Here is a 17,389-nt window from a genome sequence, read left to right on the forward strand (position 1 = left end):
TATAAAATAGTGCCCTTATATTGATTAAGAATTAGGAACGATCGGCCATGGCTGAATATGTTTATACTATGTCGCGGGTGAGCAAAATTGTCCCACCAAAGCGTCAAATCCTCAAAGACATCTCCTTGAGCTTTTTCCCGGGGGCCAAAATTGGTGTCTTGGGACTAAATGGTGCGGGTAAATCAACCCTACTCAAGATCATGGCTGGCATAGATACAGATATTGATGGTGAAGCACGTCCACAACCAGGCCTGAATGTTGGCTACCTACCTCAGGAACCAAAACTGGATGAGTCCCAAACCGTCCGTGAAGTGGTCGAAGAAGCCGTTTCCGATGTGGTTAATGCTCTAAAACGCATCGATGCTGTTTACGCTGCCTACGCTGAACCTGATGCGGATTTTGATGCCCTTGCTAAAGAGCAAGGTGAGCTAGAAGCTTTGATTCAAGCGAAAGATGGCCACAACCTAGAAAACGCGCTTGAGCGTGCTGCTAACGCGCTTCGCCTGCCTGAGTGGGACACAAAAATCGAACATCTTTCTGGTGGTGAACGACGCCGTGTTGCGATCTGCCGCCTACTGCTTGAAAAGCCAGATATGCTACTGCTCGATGAACCGACCAACCACTTGGACGCAGAGTCTGTCGGGTGGCTAGAGCGCTTCCTTGTTGATTACAACGGCACTGTGGTTGCAATTACCCACGACCGTTATTTCCTTGATAATGCAGCTGGCTGGATACTTGAACTCGATCGCGGTGAAGGCATTCCATGGGAAGGTAACTACACCTCATGGCTTGAGCAAAAAGACGCCCGTTTAAAGCAAGAAGCATCGCAAGAAAAAGCTCGCCAGAAAACCATCGAGAAAGAGCTAGAGTGGGTAAGACAGAACCCGAAAGGCCGTCAAGCTAAATCAAAAGCGCGTATGGCACGTTTTGAAGAGCTGAACACCAGCGATCATCAAAAACGTAACGAAACCAATGAACTGTTTATCCCACCGGGTGAGCGTTTGGGTGACAAGGTTCTAGAAGTGAACAACTTGACCAAGTCATTTGGCGATCGCGTGTTAATTGATGATTTGTCTTTCAGTATTCCTAAAGGCGCTATCGTCGGCATCGTGGGTGCGAACGGAGCGGGTAAATCGACGCTATTCAAGATGCTTAGTGGCACAGAACAGCCAGATTCAGGCACGATTGAGCTTGGCGATACAGTTAAACTAGCGTCTGTTGAACAGTTCCGCGACAGTATGGATGACAAGAAAACCGTCTTCCAAGAAATCTCTGAAGGTGCTGACATTATCAAGATCAACAACTTTGAGATCCAAGCGCGTGCATACTGCTCACGCTTCAACTTCAAAGGCTCGGATCAGAAAAAAATCATTGGCGAGCTTTCTGGTGGTGAACGTAACCGTGTCCACTTAGCGAAGCTGCTTAAAGCAGGCGGCAATATGCTGCTACTCGATGAGCCTACCAACGATCTCGACGTTGAAACCTTGCGTGCTCTTGAAGAAGCTCTGCTTGAGTTCCCGGGCTGCGCAATGGTTATCTCGCATGACCGTTGGTTCCTAGACCGCATCGCAACGCATATCCTAGACTATCGTGATGAAGGTCAGGTGAACTTCTATGAAGGCAACTATACTGAATATAGCGAGTGGTTAAAGCAGACGTTAGGTGCTCAAGCCGCTGAGCCTCACCGTATCAAGTACAAGCGTATTGCAAAATAAGCTCGACACTGGATACTTAGATAAGGCCGCTTAATGCGGCCTTTTTAACATCAGCCGCACCATTAGGCTCTAGCCATGTAACAAACCTCATGGGGTGCGCTCAAGGAATCCGGAAAGTTATGGAAGAAAGACGCCAATTTTCTCGCGTATTGTACCAAGCGCCCGCCAATATACGCCAAGGAAAAGAAATGGTTCAGGCCAATATTCGAGACTTGTCTCTGCATGGTTTATTGCTCTGCGTCGACAGCACACCAATGCCTTTACGCCAAAATCAATTGGCAGATATCGAATTTGCTTTACCCGATAGCGACATCATCATTACGTTAGTCGCAGATTTAGTCGGGATTCACGACAAAATTGTGCGAGCGAGTATCGACCATATCGACATCGAAAGTATCGGTCACCTTAGGCGCCTGATAGAACTCAATGTCGGCAGCGACGAACTTTTACACCGTGAATTGGAGCATTTGTCCGATCTCGGGGAACACGTATAAACGGATATTGATAAGCCTAGATTTTGATAACCTTATGTGGCTAATCAGGTCGGGATAGCCTGGGTAGAAAACAAAGCATGACGATAACTTACACCGTCATGCTTTTGTCTTTATGCTCGCTGAATCGAATCGTTCGCTTGCTTGAGCAAGTTTTGGCTTTCCTGCATGAATTGCTGAGAATAGTCGCCAAACCATTCACTCACTTGCCCAAATTGCTCGACAAAAGCTTGCTTGCCATTATGTTCAAGCAAATCGACTGCTTCACCTAACCGCTGATGAAAACGTCGAATCATGGAAACATTCTGCTCAGAAGAAAAAATGATATCACCATATAAGTCAGGGTCTTGAGCAAACAAACGGCCAACCATAGCCAATTCCAATCGGTAGATCGGCGAGCTCAATTGCAGCAAACTGTCTAAATTGGGATTCTCTTGGCTAAGATGTAGGCCGTAAGCGAAAGTGGTGAAGTGGCGCAGCGCTTGAATCAAGCTCATCCCTTCATCGTGTGCATTTGCGTCCATTTCGCATAAAGAGGCTCCCCAAATAGCTAATTGATCCAACAGCCATTGGTACTGTTCTTTTCCTCTGCCGTCACTGTGCACAATCACTTGCTTGGCAAAGCTCGCCACGTCTGGGCCAAACATCGGATGCAACCCAACGACTGGACCAGAGTGCGCCGATAACATAGCAGAAAGTGGCGCCGCTTTTACCGAGGTCAAATCACACAACACGCAGTCAGATGGCAAGGCATTGAGACGTTGAATTACTTCGTCGGTTAAATGAATTGGTACGGTCACAACCACCAAACCAGCAGTGCTTAGCAGTTCATCGGCCTTAGCCCAGTCGTCACTGCCTATAATTTCTACTTTGTAGCCAGATAGAGTAAACATACGCGCAAACAGACTGCCGAGTTTTCCTCGACCACCGATGATCACCACAGAGCGAAGTTCAGGATTCAAGCATTTGAAGCCTGAGTCATTTTCGCTGGCGTACGACTCACGCATGGTTCGACGTAAAATATCTTCAATGAGCTGTGGCGGAACGCCCATTTTTTCTGCTTCGACACGACGAGACTTGAGCATTGCCGCTTCTCTGTCGGGGGCATAAATTGGCAAACCATGTTCACTTTTAACTTCACCGACCTGCTCGACGAGCTCTAGACGCTGTGCAAGCAACGCTAATATTTGTTTATCTACGCTATCAATCTTGCCGCGTAACTCGTTCAATTCCACCGCCATCTGACTTTCCTTCCTAACCTTTAACGCGATTTTCTAAAAAGGGTACCAATTCTTTATGGGCATGATGTAACAATGTTTCGGTTGTCTCCCAGTCGATGCACGCATCCGTGATGGAGATACCATATTTTAGTTGCTCAACGGGAACATCTGACGATTGATTACCCGCGTGGATATGGCTTTCAATCATGACCCCTATGATGGATTGGTTCCCTTCTCGAATCTGATGGATCACATCTTCACACACCAAAGGCTGGCGTCGGTAATCTTTGCGTGAATTCGCGTGACTGCAATCCACCATCAGCGATGCATCCATTCCATTGCTCTCCATCTCTTGCTCGCACTCAGTGACTGACACTGAATCGTAGTTGGTCTGCTTACCACCACGTAAAATAACATGGCCATTTTGGTTGCCTTGAGTCGTTAACAGTGCCACCTGCCCTTCTCGGTTAATGCCCATAAAACGGTGTCCAGAGGCAGCCGCTTGCATCGCATTAATCGCAGTCGATAGGCTACCGTCAGTGCCATTTTTAAATCCGATCGGCATAGACAAGCCGCTGGCCATTTCTCGGTGAGTTTGTGATTCTGTGGTGCGTGCGCCAATTGCCGCCCAGCTAAAGGTATCGGCTAAGTACTGCGGACTAATCGGGTCAAGCGCTTCCGTCGCTAAAGGAATTTCCATCTCCGCCAGATCAACCAGCAATTGACGCCCGACATGCAAACCGTGCTCAATATCAAACGTACCATCAAGCTGTGGGTCATTGATTAATCCTTTCCAGCCAACGGTAGTACGTGGTTTTTCAAAGTACACTCGCATAACAATGTACAGCTGATCGCTCAGTTGCTCAGAAAGTTTTTTCAGGCGCAAAGCATACTCTTTGGCCGCTTCGACATCGTGAATAGAGCATGGACCGCAGACGACAAGTAGGCGGTGATCTTTTTTATGGACAATATTCGCGATGGTCTCACGAGAGTGCTGAATGAACTGACGTGCACTCTCGCTAAGTGGGATTTTCTTCTTAAGCTCTTCTGGAGTAATTAGAACTTGCTCATCACTAATATTAATATTGCTCAATTCACTTCTTTGCATGACCACACCGTAAAAAATTAGTTACACAGAATTTTATAAATATATGAAAATAGACCAGAGCTACAATAACAAGCTTGGGTTACTTTTCAAGTGTAAATTATAAAAAACATTTAATGTAAATTAAAATTTACACAGGCATTCTTAAATGATGCCATATTGATGCCTTGTGCTACCATAATAGACGGCCTAAAAACCTCAGTAACACCAGCAATCGACTCCGTCTACCTACCGCATACAGTCGGTTGTAGAAACTGCGTATACACTTAAAACACGGTTTGCCATCAACATCATCCATGGAATTGATCCTATCGCTATTGCAACAAATGTCGGTTTATCTTGTTCTCGCCTATATGCTGAGCAAGACGCCACTGTTTTTGCCTTTGTTAAGTATATCCAATCAGCTGACCCATAAACTGAGCGTCTATGTATTGTTTTCGTCATTCTGCATTATGGGCACTTACTTTGGCTTAGGGATTGATGGCGCCATCGCCAACACACGTGCAATTGGCGCGGTAATGGGGGGCGTGTTTGGCGGGCCAATCGTGGGCTTTTTTGTCGGCCTCACTGGAGGAATCCATCGCTATTCATTAGGAGGCTTCACTGATTTGGCCTGCGCCATTTCCACCACCGCAGAGGGTGTAACCGGTGGGCTATTCCATTCCTACCTGATTAGCAAAGGGAAAAAAGCTCAGCTGTTTCATCCCATTAGCGTGTTTAGCATTACCTTTGTCGCTGAGCTGATCCAAATGAGCATCATTTTATTGATTGCAAAACCTTACTCACAAGCTCTTGAACTCGTGGCCACAATCGCCGCTCCCATGATCATTGCCAACTCAACCGGTGCTGCGCTGTTTATGAGTATCCTGCAAGATAAAAAAACCATCTTCGAAAAGTATTCCACCACGTTTTCCCGTCGTGCGTTACATATTGCTGAGCGTTCCGTTGGGATCCTTGCTTCCGGCTTCAACCAAACCAATGCCGAAAAAATTGCCCGGATTGTGCTTGAAGAAACCAAAGTAGCCGCCGTATCAATCACCGATACGAAAAAAATCCTCGCCTTTGTCGGCATGGGCGATGATCACCATACACCGGGCAATCTGATCTCTTCCAAACTCACCCGCGATGCCATTCAACACAACCAAGTCATTTGTTTAGATGGCGAGCACAATCATTATCAATGCTCCATTTCGCCCACCTGCAAGCTGGATTCCGCCATCATTATTCCGCTGCACTCTGGTGATCATGTGGTGGGCACCATCAAATTGTATGAACCTAAAAGAAAGTTATTCTCAACCATCAACATGTCGATGGCGGAAGGTATTGGCCAATTGTTGTCTAGTCAGATTTTATCTGGTGCTTATCAGCAAAAACGGCTGCTGCTTTCTCAAGTGGAAATAAAACTGCTGCATGCTCAGGTTAACCCACATTTTTTATTTAATGCGCTCAACACCATCAGTGCCATTGTTCGCAAAGACCCAAGCAAGGCACGTGAGTTGATTCAGCACCTATCGCATTTTTTCCGCAGTAACCTAAAGCAAGACATAGAAACCGTGACCCTCAAAGAAGAGCTTGCCCACGTGCAGTCTTACTTAACCATAGAAAAAGCCAGATTCAGCGACCGACTCGAAGTAGCGATCGAAATTGATGACGCGCTACTTGGCAAAAAGCTCCCAAGCTTTACCTTGCAACCATTAGTGGAAAACGCCATCAAACACGGTACTTCCCAACAAATCGAAGCCGGCGTAGTGCGAATTTTCAGCCAACCCTCAGCTAAGGGCGAGCGGATAGTGGTGGAAGATAATGCAGGGCGCTACACTTGCCCTTCCGAGGAGCATTCAGGATTGGGCATGAGCATTGTCGGTAAGCGTCTCACGAGTATGTATGGCGAGCAATCGTCACTACAAATCGATGTAAAAGCAGGCCAATACACCAGAATGAGTTTCCTCATTCCATAACAAGGGGCAACACAAATAATGCTGACGGCCTTAGTGATTGATGATGAGATGTTCGCTCGCGAAGAGTTAACGGAGCTGCTAACCGAAACTGGCCACATCACTGTGCTAGATACGGCCAGCAATGCGATTGAAGGGCTGCAAAAAATCAATCAGCTAAAGCCCAGAGTAGTGTTCCTCGACATTCAAATGCCGCAGGTCACTGGGATTGAACTGCTTTCCATGCTCGATCCAGACACCATGCCACATATCGTCTTTGTCACCGCTTACGACGATTACGCCATCCAAGCTTTTGAAGGCAATGCCTCTGATTACCTCCTGAAACCAATTGATGCCACTCGCTTAGAAAAAACCGTGCAGAAGTTACTTAAGCTTGAGCAAAACTATCCGCAAGATCTGTCTGCCATCACCGCAGAGACGTTAGAGCAAATCCCCTGCACTGGGCTAAACCGGATTGTGATTGTCCCCACCAAAGAAGTGGAATGCGCTTATAGCGACATAGGTGGGGTGCAAATTCAAACCCACGAGCAAACCAGCACCAGCCAACTCACCCTCAAAGTGCTAGAAGAGCGCACCTCACTCACCCGCTGCCACCGCCAGTATTTGGTGAACACCAAATCCATCAAAGAAATTAAACTGTTGGAAAATGGACTGGCGGAAATTGTTACCCAAAGTGAACATGTTGTGCCTGTCAGTCGCCGCTATTTAAAGACTCTTAAGGCATTGCTAGGGATTGGGTGATAATCCCGTATATAGAAGGTGAGATAGCGCGAACAACGTGATTTTGGACAAAACCAAGTTAGAGTTTCTGCTTAATTTAGAAAACTACGGATAACTATTTGCATGGAAAACAATCACCTATTTCACATTTTTTAGCATAAACCATAAATTTAACAAACAGTGCACTTTCTGGTTTTTCTCCACCGGGATTCTCATTTCTGGCATAGCCTGTCAATTCTTTTGTAAACGTCTTAGCCGGTGAATTCTTAAGCTATAATGATAAGATGATCAATAACAGTTTTATGGCTAAAACTGTTCGGTGTTTTGGGGGATATGTAATGAAACTGTCACTGTTAGTTAAAAAGACTTTACTTGGATGCGCCTGTGTTGGTCTGTTGGCTTTAGCCCCAGCTACGTTTGACTTTGATGACGGTACATTCAAATACAACACTGCATTTGCAAAAAATGATAACAGTAACAATGGTAAAGGCCGCGGAAACAGTAGTGACAAGAATAAAGGAAATAGTGGCCAAAACGCTAGTGCTAGCTCTAGCGCCAACAATGGCAATGGCAATGGCAATGGCAATGGCAATGGCAATGGCAATGGCAATGGCAATGGCAATGGATTAGGTAACAACAAAGGTTCTTTATCAAGTGCTTTAGGACGTTTGAATGCAGCACACGCATCCGAAAACGGACTAGCTCATGCTTCTGCTAAATCTGTTGTTGGAACTCTAGCACAATACCGGGACGCAGTTCAGGCAACAAGCCAATTAACTGAACTATTAAATGAAATTTCCGAGACCATTCAAGGGTTAGAGGACCAGATTGCCAGTTATGATATTCCAACATTAACAGCACTTAGCGAGCAATTGAATGCAGATAGCGTCGCGGCTTCAGAAGCCCAGGATGATGCGCAGGAAGCAGCCAGTGCTGCCCAAGCATTGGCAGATACAACACAGGCTACTGCAGACACCGCTCAAGTTGATGCAGATACAACACAGGCTACTGCAGACACCGCTCAAGTTGATGCAGATACAGCACAGGCTGCTGCTGACACCGCTCAAGTTGATGCAGATGCTGCACAGGCTGCTGCTGACGCTGATCCAACAAATACAGATCTCGCTGATGCAGCCGCTCAAGCTCAAGCCGATGCAGATGCTGCTCAAGATGATGCAGGCGCTGCACAAGCTAGTGCTGACACCGCTCAAACTGATGCAGATACTGCGCAGGCCAATGCTGACACCGCTCAATCTGATGCAGACACAGCAGCCACGGCAGCTAATACTGCGGCTAATGAATTAGCTGACGCTCAGGTTGCAGCAGATACCGCACAAGCAGAAGCTGACGCTGCTGCTCAGGAACTGGCACAGGCTGAATCTGAAGTTGATACGTTAGAAACTGATCTGGCATCTGCCGAGGAAGAACAGGCTACCACACAGGAAGAACTTGATAATTCAGCTCAGTTAGAAGCAGATACTCTAGCTTCAGCAGCTAATAAGGAAATTACCGATGAAGTGGTTGCCGCGACCCAAGAACTATTAGGTATCGAATAGCAACCTCCACTAACCAAACCGTACACAGCCTATTTATTAACTGCTGTGTACGGTTAGTTTAAGTCTAGGGCGCATAACCATGATTTCTCTGTATTTGAATCCTGACGAATCCCCACGAATTTCTAATTCTAGACTTATTGATTATCGACCTTAGCTTTCACTTGTGATCACCTTATTGATAAAAATTGAGTTATTACGATGAAGGCTTCCCAAGCACTAAAAAATGATATGGCTTCTGATTATCCTGAGATCCATGCAGCTAGGCTAAACGCGGTATTTACTTTCGCTGAATTGAGGCCCTACCAAAAACAGTAAACTAGGGTTAGTGTTAGAGGACGCAAATTCTAGAAGTGCAGAGCGATATGACAACTTGTTATTAATCGCTTCTCTGATACATCTTGTCTTGTGGTGCGTCGGTTTTGCAGCGCTCAACTGACTCAAGTCAGGTTTTTTCAGGCCAATACAGAAAAGAGAAAACGTGTATTATCTTACATTTATGTTGGTCGTGAAGTCATTGATGACACTCGATATTGCCCCGATGAACCTCTGATTATTTATGCGCTTAACCAACTTTCGGAACTGACCATTCGATATGAGGAGCTATGATGAAATTCGTGGGGATCCCTCAGATTTTAATCATCATCTTATCAATGCTAAGTGGATGCACTACCTTACCCAAAAGTGTTTCACACAATATCGAAATGGCGAAGCAAGGTGATGCACAGGCGCAGTATAAATTAGGCCTAGACTACACTAACGGTTTTGGTGTGACACAAAATTATGCAACAGCAACTGACTGGTTTTTAAAGGCAGCACAACAGGGACAGGTCGATGCTCAATTCATGATGGGTGTTGCCTATGCCTCTGGTCGGGGTGTTAAACGTAACGAAAAATCAGCCTATGAGTGGTTTGATAAGGCAGCAAGTCAAGGCCATAGCGCGGCCTTATATCAAAAAGCAGAAGCCTTAGCCAACGGACGTGGTATTAGTAAAGATATGGCAGCAAGCCGGAAATACTACAGAATGGCAGCGCAAAAAGGTCATCTGGAATCTAAATATGCACTTGGTGTTTTTTTGATGACCGGACGAGGTGGTAAACAAGATATAATCTCAGGTAATGCATGGATTTTAGCTGCAGCTAATGATGGTCATAAAGAGGCGCAAACCTTGTTTAACACAACAAAGAAAAGCCTTTCTCCTTCTAACTTAGCAAAAGTAAAAAAGCTGGCCAAAAAATTATAATCTAACTTTTCACCGACAGAAACAAATGCATTAAGCAATATGTTCTGCTCCAGCGAGACTGGACACTTCATTAAGCGACATTTTGCTTTTCAAAAGTTAACTGGGCTTAACTACCCAAGAGCACGGTGCCTTCAAGTCCGATTATAATCAACCGGATCGAATCTCCAGATATAGCGCGTAGGAAATTCGACCGAATCATTAGGAAAATTTGGTCAAATATTGATACCAAGGAATGGTATGAGTAATGATACTAAGCGGAAAGGGGCATAACTGAGCTAGCCATACCGCAGGCAAAGAACGATGACAACGGCACAAACCAACTCAGAACTCAGAACTCAGAAATGCTTACTTCTTAAGCTGTTCTTTCGCGGATTCCACTTTAGAAAAGTCGAGTCCTAGTTCCTCAACGGCTTCTTTGATTAGGGCTGGATTTTGCATTACCTGCCCCATCAACTGCTGGAGTTTTTCTTGTGGTAAGCCTAATTGAGTGATGGTTGCCATTGCGGCAAGAGGATTACTCGTCAGCGCTTGGAATAGCTCGCTGATCTGTGCATCACTAATATTGTTCTCTTTCAATGTCGCTAAGATCGGGTTCATCGCGTTACCTTTAAGCTGCTACAAATTAAATAGAAGGTTAGTTTAACACTTGGTGTGGTTGGGTTGTATAGCCACATGTCTTTAAGCTTATCTTCCGCTCTCGCCGCACACTCTGCGCATCGCTTCGCTCGCTTGCTTCCACTCTTGCGATAGTCTCAGCTCAGATAAACTAAAGGATTGCTTTTTAAGCAAACGATGCGCTTCTTTCGCTGCCATAATTGGCATGTCATCTAAGACTTGCACCAGCGAGTCTCGATTGTTACACACCAAAAGCATATCGCAGCCAGCATCCAATGCTTGCTTAGCACGCTCCGCTGGCCCGCCCATAATGGCCGCACCTTCCATCGATAAATCATCAGAAAACACAATGCCTTGGAAGTTCAACTGCTGACGAAGTACCGTCTTGAGCCAATAGGCAGAGCCACTGGCTGGCTGATCGTCATAGTGAGGGTAGATAATATGGGCAGGCATCATGGCATCCAGTAAACCTTGCTCGATGTGCGCTTTAAATATGGCCATATCTTGAGCCAAGATATCATCACGCTTATCGTAAGGGATGTCATGGTGCGAGTCTTCCAGTACCCCGCCGTGACCGGGGAAATGCTTGCCCGTAGTCGCCATACCTACGGACTTCATTCCTTGCATGTAAGCTCGGCTGTGGCGCACAATACTATCCACATCTTCACCAAACGCGCGGGTGCCAATGGCTTTGCTGTCGTGGCCTTTGTCGAGTACAGGCGCGAAGCTCAAATCGATATCATGGGCAATAAGCTCAGCCGCCATCAGCCAGCCACCTTGATGGGCAAGACGCTCGCTCTCTGAATGAGATTGATAGGCTTGCGCGGCGGGTATGGTAGAAAAGCCCTCACGAAAACGCTGCACTCGGCCACCTTCTTGATCGGTGCCAATAATGATCGGCCGCTTCGCTGCTTGGCGAATCGAAGCATTCAGAGCAAGTAACTGCTCACTATCGTGGTAGTTGCGGCTAAATAGTATTACGCCCCCAATCGTTGGGTGCTGCAAAATCTCTTTTTCTTCTGCCGTTAGTTCATAGCCGTCTAGGTCGAGCCACAATGGTCCCATCAGTTTCCTTTCGCCTTATCTCTACCAAGCGCTTCATCCTACGCCTGCATAGAGCAATCTGCTTGATCTCACTTTATTTTTGTAAAGATAAGGGAATCGCACTTGCCATTCAATCTCTGTATTGGAATAGTGGCGAGGGAATCCTAAAGGCGAGGCAAAAAATGAACAAGGAATGGTATATCGGCGTGATGTCTGGCACCAGTTTAGATGGTGTTGACTGTGCCTTGGTCGAAATAGAAGATGAGCGAGTGCGTTTGCTCGCTCACAGAGACTTCCCTTTTCCTATCGATTTAAAGCAAACGGTTCTCGATGTTTGCCTTGGAAAAACGACATCACTGCCTGCCATTGGCGAGCTCGACCACCAACTTGGCCACCTGTTTGCCAATGCAATATTACAACTTTTAGAGCAGCACAATATCAAACCCGAACAAGTGCGCGCCATTGGGAATCACGGCCAAACCGTCTTCCACCAGCCTAGCGGCGAGAATCCGTTTACCCTACAGCTGGGCGACGCCAACATTATCGCGCAAAAAACGGGCATTGATACGGTGGCAGATTTTCGTCGCCTCGATATGGCGCTTGGCGGGCAAGGCGCGCCACTCGTCCCCGCTTTTCATCGCACGATCTTCCGTCCAACCGACTCAACAGTGGTTGTGCTCAATATTGGTGGCATTGCCAATATTTCGGTGCTAAGGCCCAACGAAAAAGTCATTGGCTACGACACAGGGCCGGGCAACATGTTAATGGATGCTTGGTGCCAAAAACACCGACAAGAAAGCTACGATAAAGGTGCGCAGTTTGCCCAGCAAGGCGTCGTTCTCAAACCTCTACTGACACGCATGCTTAGTGATACGTATTTTTCCTCGCCTACTCCAAAAAGCACTGGCCGCGAGCGATTTAATCTCGATTGGCTGAATGCTTGTCTCAGATCGGAACCCTACCGCCCAGAAGATGTCCAGCGAACCCTACTTGAACTCAGCGCCGTTTCTATCTGCAATGAAGTCGCCCTCTACGTTCATGGCCACGCTCCGGAGCTACTTGTGTGTGGGGGCGGCGCGCATAACCCGCTGCTGATGCAAAGATTAATGGAATTGTTGCCAGATTGGCGTGTGCAAACCACCAATGCCCAAGGCGTGGACGGCGATAATATGGAAGCGATGGCTTTTGCTTGGCTCGCCCAAAGACGAGTGCACAACCTGCCTAGTAATTTACCTGAAGTAACAGGAGCAAGGGGGTACACCTCTCTCGGCTGCCTCTACCTTGCTCCCCACACGGAACGAATTTAATTACATCGCTGAGTTCTGATACACATCGTAACCACGTTGCCACTCAAGGCGAAATTTCTGCCCTTGCTTCATGCCATCGCAGACCCCTTGATATTGCTGCCCCGAGATACCAATTTGATAGGCAAAATTGGGGTGGCAATAATCTCTGACCCCTTCGTTGTATCCATCATCGTATTCTGATTGTTGCGTTGCGCTGATGTTCCCTAATTGCGCATAGGAACGCGCCACGACTCCACGCGCCCCATCTTGATACCCCACTTGATGCCAATCTTGTGGGGCGGAAGAAGAAAAAGTCGAACAGCCTACAAGAAGCAGAGGCGCTGCTAAGACGATAAATCGCTTCATTATCATTATTATCCTTTATGTATAAGCAGATGTGGAATCTAGATCACATTCGCCTATTGCCCGAACTAATAGGTGCAAGTTATCTTACAGATCAAATGGTTAATTAGATTGTAGTGGCTATAAGAGAAAAGTCATAGTGAAGAATCATCTCCATTCAGGCCGCCACTTAATCTGGCTATTTGCCGCTCGCAGGCGAATAGTGCCACTCATTGGAAAATCACATGTATTTCTCTCCCCACTCGCTACTATTAGCCTCGACTTTTTAGATCTGAACGAAGGACAATCAGTATGTTGTGGTTTTTGACTTGTGTCGCTGCCTTAATTGGCGGGTATTTTATCTACGGGACCTTTATCGAAAAGGTATTTGGTATTAATGAAAATCGTAAGACTCCCGCTCACACCAAAGCAGACGGCGTCGATTATGTCAAAATGTCCACACCCAAAGTGTACTTGGTACAACTGCTTAATATCGCAGGCGTGGGGCCTATTTTCGGCCCAATAATGGGCGCTTTATATGGCCCTGCGGCAATGCTGTGGATTGTGATTGGCTGCATCTTCGCCGGTGCGGTACACGATTACTTCTCAGGTATGTTGTCAGTGCGCAACGATGGCGCGTCTGTGCCAAGCATTACGGGAAAATACTTAGGCAATGGCGCCAAACATTTTATGAATCTCTTTGCCATTGTGTTGTTACTGCTCGTCGGCGTGGTATTTGTTTCAGCGCCAGCTGGGATGATCACTAAGCTTATTAACGAACAAACCAGTATGAACATCAGCATGACCGCGATGATCGGGGTCATTTTTGCTTACTACATCATCGCGACTATTGTTCCCGTTGATAAGGTCATCGGCCGCTTTTACCCAATATTCGGCGCGCTGCTGATTTTCATGTCTGTTGGCCTGATTACTGCTGTCGCAGTTTCAAGTGATTACACTGTAATGGGTAATTTCACCGTCAGCGATATGTTCTCGAACCTAAACCCAAATGACATGCCGCTCTGGCCTGCCCTGTTTATCACCATTGCCTGTGGCGCGATTTCCGGATTCCATGCAACCCAATCGCCTTTGATGGCGCGCTGTATGGAAAATGAAAAGAATGGTCGCTTCATCTTTTACGGGGCCATGATTGGTGAAGGTGTCATTGCTCTGATTTGGTGTGCGATCGCACTGTCTTTCTTCGGTTCACTCGACGGCTTGTCTGAAGCGATTAAATCGGGTGGCCCGGGTAACGTAGTGTATAGCTCATCGTTCGGCTTGTTAGGCGTATTCGGTGGCGTGTTGGCTTTCCTCGGTGTGGTCATCTTACCCATTACCTCTGGCGATACCGCGTTCCGCTCTAGCCGTTTAATTTTAGCGGAGTACTTCAATATCGATCAAAAGAGCTTATCTAAGCGCCTCTTAGTTGCTATGCCATTGTTTGTTGTTGGCGGAATCTTAACTCAAGTAGACTTCGGCATTATCTGGCGCTACTTCGGTTTTGCTAACCAAATGACGGCCGTTATGATGCTGTGGACAGCGTCGGCTTATCTGATGCGTCACGACAAACTGCATTGGATCACGACAGTTCCAGCACTATTTATGACCGCCGTCTGTACCACCTTCATCTTGAATAACGAAACACTCGGCTTTGGGCTATCGATGGATATTTCCACACCTGTGGGCATCGCGTCTGCCATTCTTGCGGGACTCTACGTCGCTAAGCGTTCAAAACGCCAAGTCATTAAAGAAGCGCTACGCTCTTTCTAATTCAGCACATATAAAACGATAAAGGGGCGCTCATATGAGCGCCCCTTTTATTTAATATAATGTAATCTTAGCCTAACGTACTTTACGTATTACCTTTGTCTATCCTGCTTTAAATCAGGATAGACAAGACGAGCTAAGCACTAAAAGTGATCTAATCTACTTGCGTGATTTTCAGCTCTCTTGGTACTTCGAAGAACATATTTTCTTCACGTCCAGAGACTTCCTCAACAGAAGTCGCCCCTAGCTCTTTCACTCGGTCTAAAATTTGATTCACCAAGGCTTCTGGCGCAGAGGCTCCTGCGGTCACCGCAATCTTGGTCTTACCTTCCACCCATTCAGGTTGAATGTCTTCAGGGCAATCCGTTAAATAGCCTGGGGTGCCTAGCTTCTCGGCCAACTCTTTTAGACGTGTCGAGTTCGAGGAGTTTTTCGACCCCACCACAATCATCACGTCCACTTCTTTTGCCATTTCGCGCACGGCATCCTGACGGTTTTGTGTGGCGTAACAAATGTCGTCTTTGCGCGGGCCTTTGATCTCTGGAAAGACTTTTCTTAGCTCTTCAATCACATCTGACGTTTCGTCAACCGACAAGGTCGTCTGACTAACATAATGCAAATGGGACGCATCTTTCACGGTATCTTTCAGTTTGATCACGTCTTCCGGTCGTTCAACCAAATACATGCCACCGTCATTGCTGGCGTATTGCCCCATAGTGCCTTCCACTTCAGGGTGGCCAGCATGACCAATGAGGACAACTTCCATATTCTTACGGCTCGCTCTAGCGACTTCCATATGAACCTTGGTTACCAATGGGCATGTTGCATCAAATACGGTTAAGTCACGTGCTTTGGCTTCTTTACGTACCGCTTGCGACACACCATGAGCGGAAAAGATCACGATATTGTCGTCTGGCACTTCGTGCAGCTCTTCGACGAAAATCGCTCCGCGTTGTTTTAACCCCTCAACCACAAATCGGTTATGCACCACTTCATGACGCACATAAATTGGCGGTTGATATATTTCCAGCGCGCGCTCAACAATGCTGATCGCTCGATCAACGCCAGCACAAAAGCCGCGGGGGTTCGCTAATAGGATTTTCATTTCATCGCTCATCAGGATTCTCTTCAATTCACCGAGTATTGTACAGAAAGTTAGTCAACAGACAAAATATCTACTTCGAAACACACATCTTGGCCAGTCAGTGGGTGATTGAAATCAACCGTGACCGAGTCCCCAGCAATTTCAGTGATCACACCGGGGATCTCCATACCGTCTGGGCCAGAAAAGGCCATAATGGTGCCCACTTCGACTTCAGCATCACCAACAAACTTGGTGCGATCCATATGATGAACATTGTCTGGGTTAGGCATACCAAACGCATCTTGCGCTGCTAATTCAATGGCTTTGCTATCCCCTTCCGCCATGCCGAATAGATGCTTTTCAAAGTTTTCGCTCAAACTACCGTCGCCCATCACCAATTTGGCAGGCTTACCCATATTGTGGGTGCTGTCGGCAATCGCGCCGTCTTTCATCTTGATGGTAAAATGTAGGGTCACAGCTGATTTTTGTGTAATGGTTGCCACGGGACTAATTCCTTTTTTTATAATCTGCACACTTTTTATAATCTGCACAGGGTAAACAAAAAGCGCGGCCTGAACAACAGACCGCGCTTTTATCATGCAAGTTTTATTGGCTAGAAACTAAGCCTTTGGCTTACTACGAAAGCTATCAATGACAATCATCACCGCACCGATGCAGATAGCAGAATCGGCCAAGTTAAACGCTGGCCAATGATATTGGTGCCAATAGAAATCTAAATAATCGACCACAAAACCATGTACGAGTCGATCAAACACATTACCGATAGCGCCGCCAATAATGAGGGCATAAGCAATGTTGTTCCATTTTTCATTGGCGGGTAACTTACGCATCCACGTAGTGAGCATGCCTGTTACACACAGTGCAATCGCGGTGAATAGCCATCTCTGCCAACCCGGTTGATTGCTCAAAAAGCTGAACGCCGCACCTGTGTTGTGCACATACAAAAGGTTAAAAAATGGTAAGACTTCGATTCGGTTTGGCCAACCATAGCCCATGCTGTTCATCACAACGAGCTTGATCGTAATGTCGGCTACAAACACCAAAAGTGCCAGTCCAAGCCAGCGTACGCCCGATTGCTTCAAAGTCAGAGTCTGTTCACTCATATCCACCTCTATGGTCTAAGCGCTGAATACTATAAACGTTGAATAATTAAAAGAGCTGAAACGTTGAATAGTTAAAAGCGCTGAATAGTTAAAAGCGCAGCCTTATTAGAGCTGCGCTTTCTTC

The 17,389-nt window shown here is 46.6% G+C and carries 16 protein-coding genes; 8 read left to right on the forward strand and 8 right to left on the reverse strand.

The features are described from left to right. The first annotated feature begins 47 nt into the window (after window positions 1-47). On the forward strand, window positions 48-1,715 hold the full coding sequence (gene ettA, locus L4C34_RS08820) for an energy-dependent translational throttle protein EttA (protein WP_428788977.1): 1,668 nt from the start codon (window positions 48-50) through the stop codon (window positions 1,713-1,715). Window positions 1,716-1,834: 119 nt separating this feature from the next. Then, window positions 1,835-2,209 (forward strand): PilZ domain-containing protein, encoded by a 375-nt coding sequence (locus L4C34_RS08825; protein ID WP_428788978.1) that lies wholly within the window; start codon window positions 1,835-1,837, stop codon window positions 2,207-2,209. 110 nt (window positions 2,210-2,319) lie between these two features. Here the strand turns inward: L4C34_RS08825 and tyrA are convergent, their stop codons facing one another. Further along, window positions 2,320-3,447, reverse strand: a complete 1,128-nt coding sequence (tyrA, locus tag L4C34_RS08830; protein WP_428788979.1) for a bifunctional chorismate mutase/prephenate dehydrogenase — start codon at window positions 3,445-3,447, stop codon at window positions 2,320-2,322. A 13-nt stretch (window positions 3,448-3,460) separates the two neighbouring features. Continuing rightward, complete coding sequence (locus L4C34_RS08835) at window positions 3,461-4,534, reverse strand: 3-deoxy-7-phosphoheptulonate synthase (protein WP_428788980.1); 1,074 nt, start codon at window positions 4,532-4,534, stop codon at window positions 3,461-3,463. A 293-nt stretch (window positions 4,535-4,827) separates the two neighbouring features. On the opposite strand from L4C34_RS08835, the gene L4C34_RS08840 reads away from it, so the two are divergent. From L4C34_RS08840 to L4C34_RS08855, 4 genes are all read left to right on the forward strand, one after another. Beyond that, window positions 4,828-6,489 (forward strand): LytS/YhcK type 5TM receptor domain-containing protein, encoded by a 1,662-nt coding sequence (locus L4C34_RS08840; protein WP_428788981.1) that lies wholly within the window; start codon window positions 4,828-4,830, stop codon window positions 6,487-6,489. A gap of 18 nt (window positions 6,490-6,507) precedes the next feature. Beyond that, a complete protein-coding gene (gene btsR, locus L4C34_RS08845; RefSeq protein ID WP_428788982.1) occupies window positions 6,508-7,227 on the forward strand; it encodes a two-component system response regulator BtsR in 720 nt (239 codons plus the stop codon). A 317-nt stretch (window positions 7,228-7,544) separates the two neighbouring features. Continuing rightward, on the forward strand, window positions 7,545-8,762 hold the full coding sequence (locus L4C34_RS08850) for a hypothetical protein (protein ID WP_428788983.1): 1,218 nt from the start codon (window positions 7,545-7,547) through the stop codon (window positions 8,760-8,762). A gap of 602 nt (window positions 8,763-9,364) precedes the next feature. After that, a complete protein-coding gene (locus L4C34_RS08855; protein WP_428788984.1) occupies window positions 9,365-10,003 on the forward strand; it encodes a tetratricopeptide repeat protein in 639 nt (212 codons plus the stop codon). Window positions 10,004-10,348: 345 nt separating this feature from the next. Here L4C34_RS08855 and L4C34_RS08860 read toward each other — a convergent pair whose 3' ends face one another. Continuing rightward, a complete protein-coding gene (locus L4C34_RS08860; protein ID WP_428788985.1) occupies window positions 10,349-10,600 on the reverse strand; it encodes a DUF2999 family protein in 252 nt (83 codons plus the stop codon). An 87-nt stretch (window positions 10,601-10,687) separates the two neighbouring features. Continuing rightward, a complete protein-coding gene (gene nagZ, locus L4C34_RS08865) occupies window positions 10,688-11,683 on the reverse strand; it encodes a beta-N-acetylhexosaminidase (RefSeq protein ID WP_428788986.1) in 996 nt (331 codons plus the stop codon). Between the two features lie 161 nt (window positions 11,684-11,844). Here nagZ and L4C34_RS08870 point away from each other — a divergent pair, with 161 nt between their 5' ends. Beyond that, on the forward strand, window positions 11,845-12,969 hold the full coding sequence (locus tag L4C34_RS08870) for an anhydro-N-acetylmuramic acid kinase (protein WP_428788987.1): 1,125 nt from the start codon (window positions 11,845-11,847) through the stop codon (window positions 12,967-12,969). On the opposite strand, the gene L4C34_RS08875 is transcribed toward L4C34_RS08870, so the two are convergent. Further along, the gene (locus L4C34_RS08875) at window positions 12,970-13,314 is read right to left on the reverse strand and encodes a DUF2799 domain-containing protein (protein WP_428788988.1); all 345 of its coding nucleotides are present in this window, start codon (window positions 13,312-13,314) and stop codon (window positions 12,970-12,972) included. Between the two features lie 288 nt (window positions 13,315-13,602). Between L4C34_RS08875 and L4C34_RS08880 the strand changes: the two genes are divergently transcribed. Further along, entirely contained in the window at window positions 13,603-15,060 is a 1,458-nt protein-coding gene (locus L4C34_RS08880) for a carbon starvation CstA family protein (RefSeq protein ID WP_428788989.1), read from the forward strand. A 151-nt stretch (window positions 15,061-15,211) separates the two neighbouring features. Here the strand turns inward: L4C34_RS08880 and ispH are convergent, their stop codons facing one another. The 3 genes from ispH to lspA form a co-directional block, all read right to left on the reverse strand. Continuing rightward, a complete protein-coding gene (ispH, locus tag L4C34_RS08885) occupies window positions 15,212-16,174 on the reverse strand; it encodes a 4-hydroxy-3-methylbut-2-enyl diphosphate reductase (protein ID WP_428788990.1) in 963 nt (320 codons plus the stop codon). 38 nt (window positions 16,175-16,212) lie between these two features. Next, window positions 16,213-16,644, reverse strand: coding sequence for an FKBP-type peptidyl-prolyl cis-trans isomerase (gene fkpB, locus L4C34_RS08890; protein WP_428788991.1), 432 nt, complete (start codon window positions 16,642-16,644; stop codon window positions 16,213-16,215). A 117-nt stretch (window positions 16,645-16,761) separates the two neighbouring features. Then, window positions 16,762-17,265 (reverse strand): signal peptidase II, encoded by a 504-nt coding sequence (gene lspA, locus L4C34_RS08895; protein WP_428788992.1) that lies wholly within the window; start codon window positions 17,263-17,265, stop codon window positions 16,762-16,764. Window positions 17,266-17,389: the final 124 nt, after the last annotated feature.

This window comes from Vibrio profundum (assembly GCF_050337555.1).
Lineage (GTDB): Bacteria > Pseudomonadota > Gammaproteobacteria > Enterobacterales > Vibrionaceae > Vibrio > Vibrio profundum.

Excerpts from the sequence above, each read along its gene's own strand:
- btsR (WP_428788982.1), top strand. The coding sequence starts at position 6,508 with ATGCTGACGGCCTTAGTGATTGATGATGAGATGTTCGCTCGCGAAGAG.
- ettA (WP_428788977.1), top strand. The coding sequence starts at position 48 with ATGGCTGAATATGTTTATACTATGTCGCGGGTGAGCAAAATTGTCCCA.
- L4C34_RS08870 (WP_428788987.1), top strand. The coding sequence starts at position 11,845 with ATGAACAAGGAATGGTATATCGGCGTGATGTCTGGCACCAGTTTAGAT.
- tyrA (WP_428788979.1), bottom strand. The coding sequence starts at position 3,447 with ATGGCGGTGGAATTGAACGAGTTACGCGGCAAGATTGATAGCGTAGAT.
- L4C34_RS08835 (WP_428788980.1), bottom strand. The coding sequence starts at position 4,534 with ATGCAAAGAAGTGAATTGAGCAATATTAATATTAGTGATGAGCAAGTT.
- L4C34_RS08860 (WP_428788985.1), bottom strand. The coding sequence starts at position 10,600 with ATGAACCCGATCTTAGCGACATTGAAAGAGAACAATATTAGTGATGCA.
- L4C34_RS08855 (WP_428788984.1), top strand. The coding sequence starts at position 9,365 with ATGATGAAATTCGTGGGGATCCCTCAGATTTTAATCATCATCTTATCA.
- lspA (WP_428788992.1), bottom strand. The coding sequence starts at position 17,265 with ATGAGTGAACAGACTCTGACTTTGAAGCAATCGGGCGTACGCTGGCTT.
- L4C34_RS08880 (WP_428788989.1), top strand. The coding sequence starts at position 13,603 with ATGTTGTGGTTTTTGACTTGTGTCGCTGCCTTAATTGGCGGGTATTTT.
- nagZ (WP_428788986.1), bottom strand. The coding sequence starts at position 11,683 with ATGGGACCATTGTGGCTCGACCTAGACGGCTATGAACTAACGGCAGAA.
- L4C34_RS08850 (WP_428788983.1), top strand. The coding sequence starts at position 7,545 with ATGAAACTGTCACTGTTAGTTAAAAAGACTTTACTTGGATGCGCCTGT.
- L4C34_RS08825 (WP_428788978.1), top strand. The coding sequence starts at position 1,835 with ATGGAAGAAAGACGCCAATTTTCTCGCGTATTGTACCAAGCGCCCGCC.
- ispH (WP_428788990.1), bottom strand. The coding sequence starts at position 16,174 with ATGAGCGATGAAATGAAAATCCTATTAGCGAACCCCCGCGGCTTTTGT.
- L4C34_RS08840 (WP_428788981.1), top strand. The coding sequence starts at position 4,828 with ATGGAATTGATCCTATCGCTATTGCAACAAATGTCGGTTTATCTTGTT.
- L4C34_RS08875 (WP_428788988.1), bottom strand. The coding sequence starts at position 13,314 with ATGAAGCGATTTATCGTCTTAGCAGCGCCTCTGCTTCTTGTAGGCTGT.